This is a genomic window from Streptomyces flaveolus (assembly GCF_000716535.1).
Lineage (GTDB): Bacteria > Actinomycetota > Actinomycetes > Streptomycetales > Streptomycetaceae > Streptomyces > Streptomyces flaveolus_A.
Genome location: NZ_JNWV01000013.1, coordinates 183,028 through 193,166 on the forward strand (window position 1 = coordinate 183,028; position 10,139 = coordinate 193,166).

Annotated in this window: 7 protein-coding genes; all 7 read right to left on the bottom strand. The window is 72.3% G+C overall.

Translation table 11 applies throughout. From position 1 onward, the window contains the following. Window positions 1-61: 61 nt before the first annotated feature. Window positions 62-1,153, bottom strand: a complete 1,092-nt coding sequence (ltaE, locus tag OO52_RS16050) for a low-specificity L-threonine aldolase (RefSeq protein WP_037629051.1) — start codon at window positions 1,151-1,153, stop codon at window positions 62-64. Then, complete coding sequence (argH, locus tag OO52_RS16055; RefSeq protein ID WP_030644617.1) at window positions 1,140-2,660, bottom strand: argininosuccinate lyase; 1,521 nt, start codon at window positions 2,658-2,660, stop codon at window positions 1,140-1,142. Before argH ends, ltaE begins: the two co-directional genes overlap by 14 nt. Then, window positions 2,657-3,889: an ATP-grasp domain-containing protein gene (locus OO52_RS16060; RefSeq protein WP_030644619.1), complete on the bottom strand. Its 1,233-nt coding sequence runs from the start codon at window positions 3,887-3,889 to the stop codon at window positions 2,657-2,659. The genes argH and OO52_RS16060 overlap by 4 nt, the downstream gene beginning before the upstream one ends. Next, entirely contained in the window at window positions 3,886-4,947 is a 1,062-nt protein-coding gene (locus OO52_RS16065; RefSeq protein ID WP_231408395.1) for a pyridoxal-phosphate dependent enzyme, read from the bottom strand. The genes OO52_RS16060 and OO52_RS16065 overlap by 4 nt, the downstream gene beginning before the upstream one ends. Next, complete coding sequence (locus OO52_RS16070) at window positions 4,922-5,929, bottom strand: GHMP kinase (RefSeq protein WP_030644623.1); 1,008 nt, start codon at window positions 5,927-5,929, stop codon at window positions 4,922-4,924. The genes OO52_RS16065 and OO52_RS16070 overlap by 26 nt, the downstream gene beginning before the upstream one ends. Before the next feature lie 47 nt (window positions 5,930-5,976). Continuing rightward, a complete protein-coding gene (locus OO52_RS16075) occupies window positions 5,977-9,984 on the bottom strand; it encodes a non-ribosomal peptide synthetase (RefSeq protein WP_030644625.1) in 4,008 nt (1,335 codons plus the stop codon). Next, window positions 9,981-10,139, bottom strand: a 159-nt coding sequence (locus tag OO52_RS54555; RefSeq protein WP_158712495.1) for a phosphopantetheine-binding protein, incomplete at its 5' end; no start/stop codon positions are given. The genes OO52_RS16075 and OO52_RS54555, both read right to left, overlap by 4 nt.

A 10,139-nucleotide genomic window follows, 5' to 3' on the forward strand; every position in this document is an offset into this window, starting at 1 on the left:
CGTGTTCTTCAGGGACGGGATGAGACGGGATGGGACGGGATGGAAGGAAGGTGGAACGTCTTCAGGGACGGGTGGAGAGGACGGCGGCGGGCGCGAGGATGTCCCGGAAGACCGACAGCGCGCGGTCGATGCCGGCTTCGCTCACCCCGGCGTGGGTGGCTGCCCGGATGCGGCCCCGGCCCAGCTCGGCGAGGCGTACGCCCTCGTTCCAGGACCGTTCGATGAACTCCGCCTGCGTCAGGTGGGGGGTGTCGACACGGAAGAACACCATGTTCGTCTCGACGGGCTCCACCTCGACACCCGGCAGGGCGGCGAGCCCTTCGGCCAGGCGCCGCGCCGTGCGGTGGTCGTCGCCGAGACGGGCCGTCATCTCGCGCAGGGCCACCAGACCGGCGGCGGCCAGCACCCCGGCCTGACGCATGCCGCCGCCCAGCATCTTGCGGATGCGGCGGACGGACCGGATGAAGTCGGCGCTGCCGACGACCATGGAGCCGACCGGTGCGGACAACCCCTTCGACAGGCAGAACTGCACGGAGTCCGCGTACCCGGCGATGACGCGCACGGGCACGTCCAGGGCGAGGGCGGCGTTGAAGATCCGGGCGCCGTCCAGGTGGACCGCCACCTTGCGGGCGCGCGCCAGCGCCTGGACACCGGCCAGGTACTCCAGCGGCAGCACCCGGCCCCCGCAACGGTTCTGCGGGTTCTCCACGCACAGCAGTGCGGGCAGCGCGAACTGCGGGTCCTCGGGGTCCTCCGGGAAGGCCGCCTCGATGTCGGCCAGCGCCATCGTTCCGTCGGCCGCGTTGGCCACCGGCTCGACGATCACGCCGCCGCAGTAGGAAGCTCCGCCGGCTTCGTAGACGTAGATGTCCGACTCGGCTCCGGCGAGCGCCTTCGTCCCCCGGGGGCAGTGCGCGAGGATGGCCGCCAGATTGCCCATCGTCCCGCTCGGCATGAAGCAGGCGTCCTCCATGCCGAGCAGCGACGCGGCCAGTTCCTCCAGCTCCCGGGCCGTGGGGTCCTCGCCGTAGACGTCGTCTCCCAGCGGTGCCCGCGTCATCTCCTCCAGCATCCGTGCCGTCGGCAGGGTGAAGGTGTCGCTGCGCAGTTCGACCACGGCCGCCGCGGAGGAGGCGCGTTCAGTACTGGTCATGAAGGTCGTCCTTCGGGTCGGTTCCGGTGGGCAGGGTGGTGTCCTTGGTCCGGCCCCGCACACGGGCCACGGCGTGTGCGAGCCGCTCGTCCGCGTCCTCCCAGCCGCTGATCTCCCGCGCGAGCCGGGCGTGGTGGTCCTCCCAGCGCAGCGCCAGCGGCTCGAAGCACCGCTCGAACGAGGTGAGACCGGGGCCGCCGCCGAACTCGGCCGCCCGCCACACCGCCTGCGGCCGCAGGTCGGCGGATCCGGCCGGCAGGTGACCGTGCGCCTCAAGCGCCGTCCACAGCGAGTCGGCCCCGTTCTCCACGACGGCGAGCGCGGCCTCGCCGACCTGATGGTGAGCGCGCCGGAACGGCACGCCCTGGCGCACGAGCCACTCCGCGGTCGCGGTCGCGTGCGTCAGTCCGGCCGTCGCCCTGGCCTCCATCGCCTCCGGCACCGGGCGGGCGCCCTCGTAGGCCATACGCAGGATCTTCACCGCGTCGACGGTGGCGTCGAGGGCCGGCCACACATGCGTCATCGCCTCCGTGCCCACCGCGATGGAGTTCGTGAACGGTGTGCCGCGCATCGCGCTCGCGGCGGCCGTCAACCCGCCCAGAGCGGCGGCGGACTTGCCCTGCACATGCTCCAGGACGAAGGCGTTGCGCTTCTGCGGCATCATCGAACTCGACCCGACCAGTCCGTCGGGAATGGTCAGGAGCCCGAACTCGGCGCTCGACCACATCAGCAGGTCGAGCGCCGCCCGGTCGAGCGTGACCCCCAGCACCACGCAGGCCGAGAGCATCCGCAGGGCGGTGTCCCTGGTCGCGATGGCGTCGACCGAGTTGCGTACCGGCTCGCCGAACCCGAGCAGTTCGGCCGTGCGGGCGGGCTCGATCGGGACGGTCGTCCCGCCGATCGAGCCGGCGCCCAGCGGACAGCGGGCCAGGCCCTCGCCGGCCTGGGCCAGCGCCCGGGCGTCCCGTTCGAAGGTCTGCGCCAGCCCCAGCAGGTAGTGCCCGTAGGTGACGGGCACGGCGGCCTGGAAGTGCGTGTAGGCGGGCATGAGCACCTCGCGGTACTCGTGTGCCCGGTCCAGCAGCACACTTCCCAGCTCGCCCAGTTCCGCCGACAGCCGGCGGTACGGTTCGCGCAGGGCCAGCTGGAGACAGGTGACACCCAGGTCGTTGCGGGAGCGGCCGGTCTGCAGGACGCCGCCGGTCTCCTCGCCGAGCGTCTCGATCAGGTGGGCTTCATAGGCGAGGTAGAGCCCGCGGGGCGCGGGCCGCTTCTCCAGCGGTTCGAAGTCCCGCTCGCGCAGCTCCGTGATCGCCGACAGCAGGGCGGAGGCCGTCACCGCACCGATGATCCGGCGTTCGGCCAGCATGACGACGTGCGCCAGGTCGACATGGGTGATGCGGTCGAGGTCGCTCTTCCAGGCGGGCCTCGGCGGATCGCGCCGCTCCAGCAGCATGCGGCGGATCTCGGGGTGCGCGGCGGTGCGCAGACGGCCGGAGTCCGTCATGCCAGGGCCTCCTCACGAGCGGCCAGCACCGGGCGGACGCGGCGTACCCCCGCCTCGGCGGCGTCCGCCGCCTCCGCGGCGGACGCGCCGCGGGCCAGCACATGTCCGATGCGGTCCCGGAAGTCACCGGCGACGGTGATCTCGGCTCCGGGCTCGCGATAGGTCTCGACGTCGATCACCCCCGCCACGGCGGACGCCTCCGCCACGCCGTCGACGCCACGCAGTACCCCGTCGCCCTCGGCCATGACGAAGCGGATGGCGGCCCCGCCGCTGTTCGTGGCGTCGACGGTGGACGACCGGCCGCTGAACGCCTCGACCGTCTTCAGGATCAGGTCCACCCCCGTCGCCTCCTGCACCAGCCGGGGAATCCAGCCGCCCGCCAGCCGCGGGTTCACCTCGATCAGGACGGGGCCGTCCCGGCCGACCCGCAGCTCCACGTGGACCGGGCCCAGACCGAGGCCGAGCACCCGCACGGCGTCCGTGGCGGCCGTCGCGACGGCCGTGCGTTCGGCCGGCGGCAGACCGGCCGGGAAGTCGTGCCCCGTCTCCACGAACAGGGGAGGCGCTCCGAGGTGTTTGGCCGTGATGCCGACCACGACGCCGTTGAGGATCTCCGCCGAGTACTCCGGGCCGGCGACGAACTCCTCGACGGTGACCCGGCGCGGCACCGGCCGACCGCGTTCGTTGTGCCCGCGGGCCAGGACCGCCTCCGCGTGCCTCGCGGCCCCTGCCGGGTCCGCGCACAGCAGTACGCCGAGACTGCCGCTCCCCGTGACCGGCTTGACCACGACCGGGTAACCGATCTCCTCGGCCGCGGTCAGGACCTGCTCCACGGTGTCGGCCACGACGAACCGGGGCACCCGCACACCGCCCTCGGCGAGCCGGCGGCGCTGTACGCCCTTGTCCCGCACCGCGGCGAGGTCGGCCGGCGCGTTCGCCGGCAGCCCCAGGGCGGTGGCGGCGGCGGCCGCGGTTTCGACGTAGTAGTCCGAACTGGTGGCGACGCCGGCGACGCCCCGCTCGGCACCGATACGGCGGCACGCCGCCACCACCGCCTCGACGCTGTCGGTGTCGGCCGGCACGACCTCGGCACCGCCCACCGAGGCGTAACGCGACGGATCCGCCGCCAGCAGGACCGGATGGAGGCCGAGGCCGCGGGCCGCGACGGGGAAGAGCCGGCCGGTCCCCGTGGTGTTGCTCTCCACGAGGACGAAGACGTCCCGGGTCATGCGCTGACTCCTTCCATGAGGGCGACGACGTCCTCACGCGTGCGTCTGTTCCAAGCGAAACGTGACCAGTCGCCGGCGACCTCGGCCGGATGGTCCAGCGTGCGCGGCCCGTCGGGCCACGGCGCCGTGAGGTGTCCGTTGCGCCGCAGCCACACGTCGTTGTGGACGGTGTTCGTGTAGCGGTGCCCCTCGTCGGGGAACAGCGCCACCACCCGCAGGTCGGGGTTGCGCCTGGCGTACCACTCCGCCACGTGGTGCGCGGCACCGCTGGTGGGGCCCATATAGAGGCAGTGCTCGGCGTGCAGCCGCCGTGTCGCCCGGAACGCCACCGAGGCGTCGAGCCAGTGCACCTCGTCGAAGAGCGTGTGCTCCAGGACGGGCGGGACCAGGCCGTTGCCCAGGCCGCGCAGCTGCCGGGACCCGGCCGGGGCGCCGAACAGGACACTGCCCGGCGTGTCCACGCCGATCAGCTTCATCCGGGGGTTGAGCGCCCGCAGGTACGAGCCGATACCGGACGACGAACCGCCCGAGCCGACCGGGCAGACCAGGGCGTCGAACGTCCCCATGCTCTCCAGCAGCAGCTCGGCGACCGCGCCGTAGGACACGGGGTTCAGCGGGTTGTCGTACTGGCCCGGCGTGAAGTACGAGCCCAGCCGCGCCTGGATGCGTGCCACCCGGTCCAGGCGCGCCTGCTGCACACCACGGGCGTGCAGGGCCGGACCGGAGACGATGCTCACGCGGGCACCGAGCGCCTCCAGCCGTCGGCGCAACGGGGGTTCGATCGCCGGGTCGCCGACGAGGACGAGCGGGATCTCCTTCAGCCGGCAGACCATCGCGAGACCGAGCCCGAACGTACCCGAGGTCGTCTCCACGACCGTGGTCCCCGGGGTGAGTTCGCCCGTCTCGATGGCACTCGTGAGGATGAACTGCGCGGGCAGCAGCTTCATGAGGTGGAAGGCGGCCCCGTACACATTGGGCCCGACCTGGATGACTTTGGGCAGGACGTGGCCGTCGACCACGCTGGTGAACGCCCTACGACTGGTGTGCAAAGGGGACATGACTGTCGCTCCCGGCGATGTAGCGCCAATGATCGGTGATGCGCAGTTCGGCGAGCCGGCGGGCGGCCAGCGCCGTCCGCTCCTCCACCCGCGGCCCGTGCGGCGCGAACAGCAGGGCCGCCACCGTTCCGCTGTGGGCGACCTGCACGCCCAGGGCCCCGGACTCCTCGGCGATCTCCAGCAGGCGGTCGAAACGCGGTACGGGGAGGAACCGCTGGTTGATGCGCGCGCTCGCCGTGGAGATGCGCCCCAGCTCGGCGTGGTCCGCGTGGGCGACCGCCCGGCGCAGCAGACCGCGCAGCGCACGGAAGCACTCGATCTCCCAGGCGTTGTAGCGTGCCGGGGGCAGCGCCAGGGTGTCGATCTCCTCGTCCGTGACGGAGAAGCCGAGCACCCCCAGTGGTGGCACGGGCCGGTGGAAGTCCTCGATCACCGCGCCCTCGCGGTGGGCGAACAGCAGCATGCGGTCGGCGTAGATCAGGGGGTCGGTGGCGGCCTCGGCGGCGACCGCGATCCGTGCGATCCGCTCCGGCGGGAGGCGCCGGCCGACCGCGTCGAGCACGGCGAGGATCGCCGCCGTCACATCGCTGGTCGACGAGCCGAGCCCGCGGCCGACCGCGACGTCGCCACGCAGCTCCAGCTGTCCGCCGTAGGCACCCATGCCCAGTTCCTCAAGGGTGGTGCGTGCGGCCCTGAGCGCCTTGGTCTTCCACGAGGGGGTGACGGTGAGTTCGGTCTCCCACCGGTCCAGCCGCACGGTGGCGTTGCTCGCGAAGAGCGGGCAGGGCAGGGTGACGAGGCCGCGGCGGAGTCTGCCGCCGTCATCGAACACCCCCTGGAGCAGTTCACCGTGGTGGCTGGGCGCGGTGCCGGTGCCCAGGAGCGGGCCCTGTTCCAGTGCCGAGGGCACCGACTCCGTCTGTGCCGTGCCATGACTGCCCTGCGGTGACAGGACGTCCCGGCTGTGCACGCCGATCTTCACCTACGCCTCCTCGAACATACGGGTCTGGGGACTGAGGTACTGCCATGTCACGTGTCCGCGGATGAAGGCGCGGTGTCCGCCGAGCCGAGGCACGTACGGACGATGTCGGTGATCCGCTGCGCCAGCTCACGGGCGTGCGGCGGGTGCACCATGTCGTGGTGGTTGCCCGGCACCGGCACGGTGCTGATCCGCCCGCGGGTCAGCGTCCGCCAGGCGTCCGGATCGACGCGGGGGGTCTTGAGCGTCGGATGGTCCTCGGAGACGGTCAGCAGATGGACGTCCGCGGTGATCACCGCCTCGGGGCGGTAGCGCTCGGCCGCCACCCCGTTCGCGCGGGCCACCTCGACCATGCGGCGCACGGCCGTGGACTCGATCCGGTCCGGCAGCCTGCCGTCCTGGTGGGAGTGGCGCACCAGCGCCGCGATGATCTCGTTGTCGTCGAGCGCGTCCAGCTCGTGCGAGGCCAAACCGGCGTCGGCACCGAACCGGGACAGTACGTCCTCGTCACCGACGAGGTCGGCGGACCCGGGAACCGGCGAGTCGAGCAGCACGAGCGCGCCGACCCGTCCGCCCGCCCGTTCCACGCGCCGCGCCATCTCGAACGCCACCACACCGCCGAACGACCAGCCTCCGAGCAGCAAAGGCCCTTCGTGACCGGTCCCGGCGATCTCACTCAGGTACCGCTCCGCGATCTCCTCCACCGTGCGCAGCGGCGTCGCGTCCGTGTTGTAGCCGACCGCCTCGATGCCGTAGAGCGTCACCTTGCCCTCCAGCTCCCGGGCCAGGCCCATGTAGGAGCTGACGCCGCCACCGTGCGGGTGGACCAGGAACAGCGGGGGACGGGAGTCGTGAGAGGCGGCGGCGAGGGGCACCAGCAGCCGCTCGGATACGGCGGACAGGTCCGGCAGCGCCGCGCAGAGTCCCTCGATCGTCGGCGTCCGGAAGAACGTGCTGAGCGGCACGCTCACACCGAGCTGTCGCCGCACCGCCTCCACCAGCTCGAACGCGGTCAGCGAGTTGCCTCCGGAGGCGAAGAAGTCGTCGCGCACGCCCACGGGGGAGCGGCCGAGTACGCGCTCGCAGATCGAGGTGACCTGGAGTTCCAGGGAGTCCCTGGGGGCGACGGGCGCCGCGCTCGCCTCCGGCTCCGGTGCGGGCAGCTGCTTGCGGTCCACCTTCCCGTTCGGTGTCAGCGGCATCTGCTCCAGGCCGACCAGGGCGGCCGGCACCATGTACTGCGGGAGGCGGTCCCGCAGGAAGGTCCGCAACCCGGCCTCGTCCGGCTGGTCACGCCACGACACGTAGCCGACGATCCGGCGGTCCATGCCGTCCCCGGCCGTGATCACAGCGGCTCGGGCCACCGCGGGGTGACGCTGGAGCACCGCTTCGATCTCGCCGAGTTCGATCCGGTGACCGCGGATCTTGACCTGGGTGTCCTCCCGTCCGATGTATTCGAGCGTTCCGTCGGGGCGCCGGCGGGCGAGGTCACCGGTGCGGTACAGCCGCTCCCCGCTGCCGAACGGATCGGGCACGAACCGCTCGGCGGTGAGCCCGGGCCGGCCCGCGTAGCCACGGACGACCCCCACGCCACCGATGAGGAGTTCACCGACGGCACCGATCGGCACCAGCTGCATCCGGTCGTCCACCACGTGGACCCGGGTGTTGGCGATCGGCCGGCCGATGGACACCGGCTCGCCGGAACCGCCCCCGGTGACCTCGGCCAGCGTCGAGTAGACGGTGGTCTCGGTCGGGCCGTACACGTTCCACAGGCGGGAGACCTTCGGCGCCAGTTCCTGGGCCAGCCGCGGGGACATCGCCTCGCCGCCGGAGACGGCTTGCAGGTCCCCGCCCGACCAGCCGCTCAGCAGCAGCAAGTGCCAGGTCGCTGGCGTCGCCGCCAGCACCGTCGCCGCCGAGGAGGACAGGACACCCGCAAGTTCGGCTCCGTCCGAGGCGGTCTCCCGGTCTACGACCACCAGGCGCGCACCGCGGCTCAAGGGTACGAACAGCTCCAGCACCGAGGCGTCGAACGCCATGGTGGTCACCGTGCAGAGGACGTCCTCGCCGGACAGCTCCAGGGTGCGGGCGATGTCCAGGACGAAGTTCACCAGCCCGCGGTGAGGGACCATGACGCCCTTGGGACGCCCGGTAGAGCCGGACGTGTAGATGACGTAGGCCAGGTCGTCCGGCCGCAGCGGTGACTGCGGCGGCGCCGGAACGGTGACCGCCGGCTCGCCTACGTCGATGACGCGGACGTCCGCGTCGAGCCCCAGCTCCGTCAGCAGCCGGGGCCGTCCCAGCACCAGCCGGGCCCCGCTGTCCTCCAGCATGAACGCCAACCGGTCCGCCGGGTACGTGGGTTCGAGCGGGAGGTAGGGCGCGCCGGCCTTCAGGACCGCCAGCAGGGCCACCACCATGTCCGGGGACCGTTCGACCAGCACTCCCACCGGGGCGTGCCGGCCCGCCCCCGCCGCCCGCAGCACGGAGGCCAGCGCGGCGGACCGCCGGACGAGTTCGGCGTAGCTCACCTCCTGCCCGTCGGGGCCCTGCACGGCGACGGCGTCGGGCGTGCGCGCGGCCTGCTCGTCGATGAGCTCGGGGAGGAGACGGGCCGACTGCGGGCGCTCGGTGTCGTTCCACCGCGAGAGCAGCAGCCGCTTCTCCCCGGGAGTGAGCAGGTCGAGATCGGCGACCGGGGTGTCGGGCCGGCGCACGGCCTGGGCGAGGATCTGCCGGTAGTGCTCGGCGAACCGCGCGACGGTCTCCGGCTCGAACAACTCGGTCGCGTAGGAGACCAGCACCTCCATCCGCTCGCCCTGCGTCACCACGGTGACGTCGACGTCGAAGCGAGCGGTGTCCGCCTCGACCGGCAGGGACCGGACCGACACCCTGGGCAGCCGCAGCAGTGACGTCTGCTCCTGGACCAGGTTGAACATCAGCTGGAACAGCGGGTTGCGACTCAGGTCGCGTTCCGGCTGGAGTTCGTCGACCAGCAGGTCGAACGGCACCCCCTGATGCTCGTACGCGTCCAGGGTGGTCCCCCGCACGCGGGACAGCAGGTCGGCGAACGTCGGGTTCCCGCCCAGGTCGGTGCGCAGCAGCACCGTGTTGACGAAGAACCCGATCAGTCCCTCCGTCTCCTGGAGCGTCCGGCCGGACATCGGGACGCCGACCGTCACGTCCCGGCTTCCGGAGTGCCGGGACACGAGAGCGGCGAAGGCCGCGAACAACACCATGAACGGCGTCACGCGATACCTCTGCGACAGCTCCCGCACGCCGGCGGCGACCGCGGGGTCGATCACGTGGGACAACCGCGCGCCCGCACCGCCCCGCACCGCGGGCCGCGGGTGGTCGGTGCGCAACTCCGTCGCACTCGCACCGTCCAGCGTCCGCTTCCAGTGGTCCACCTCGCCGGCCATCTCCGGGGAGTCGAGCTGCCGCGCGGCCCAGCTCGCGTAGTCCGCGAACTGGATCGGCAGCGCCGGCAGCTCGGGACGGTTCCCGGCGACGAACGCGGCGTACGCCTGCGACAGTTCCGACCAGAGGATCTGCATCGAGGCGGCGTCCACGGCGATGTGGTGCACCACCACGGTGAACAGATGACGCTGCTCGGGCAGTTCGGTCAGGCGCGCGCGCATCCAGGGCCCGGTGGCCAGATCGAACGGCTGCCTGATGTCCGCGTCGCTCAGCCGGTGCGCTTCCTCGTGGGCCGGGCCGACGGCCAGGTACCGCAGGTCGGTCCGCTGGAGACGGATCACGGACGCCGGCTGGACACGCAGCCTCGGGCCCCCGGCGGCGTCCTGCACCACGCGGGACCGCAGAATACTGTGCCGCTCCACGACCAGCCCGAGCGCCGCGTCGAGTGCCTCGACGTCGAGCGGGCCGGACAGCTCGAAAACCTGCGCCATGTTGTATTCGACCAGCTCGGGGCGGAGGTGTTCGAGCAGCCAGACCCGTCGCTGTGCCGCCGACAGCGGCGCGTCCGCGCCGCTGTCGGCGCCGGCCTCCTGCCGCACCGCGGCCGGACCCCTCTCCACGATCGGACTCGTCGTCATCGGGGCGTCCTCTCGTCGGTCGCATCGGGCGCGGGCACGAGGTGTGCGATCGCTGCGGCCATGGTGTGGATGGTGGGGTTGTCGAAGATGAGGGCGAGGGGGATGTGGGGGGTGAGGGTGGTGCGGAGGCGGCTGATGATGCGGGTGGCGAGGAG

Excerpts from the sequence above, each read along its gene's own strand:
- ltaE (WP_037629051.1), bottom strand. The coding sequence starts at position 1,153 with ATGACCAGTACTGAACGCGCCTCCTCCGCGGCGGCCGTGGTCGAACTG.
- argH (WP_030644617.1), bottom strand. The coding sequence starts at position 2,660 with ATGACGGACTCCGGCCGTCTGCGCACCGCCGCGCACCCCGAGATCCGC.
- OO52_RS16060 (WP_030644619.1), bottom strand. The coding sequence starts at position 3,889 with ATGACCCGGGACGTCTTCGTCCTCGTGGAGAGCAACACCACGGGGACC.
- OO52_RS16065 (WP_231408395.1), bottom strand. The coding sequence starts at position 4,947 with ATGTCCCCTTTGCACACCAGTCGTAGGGCGTTCACCAGCGTGGTCGAC.
- OO52_RS16075 (WP_030644625.1), bottom strand. The coding sequence starts at position 9,984 with ATGACGACGAGTCCGATCGTGGAGAGGGGTCCGGCCGCGGTGCGGCAG.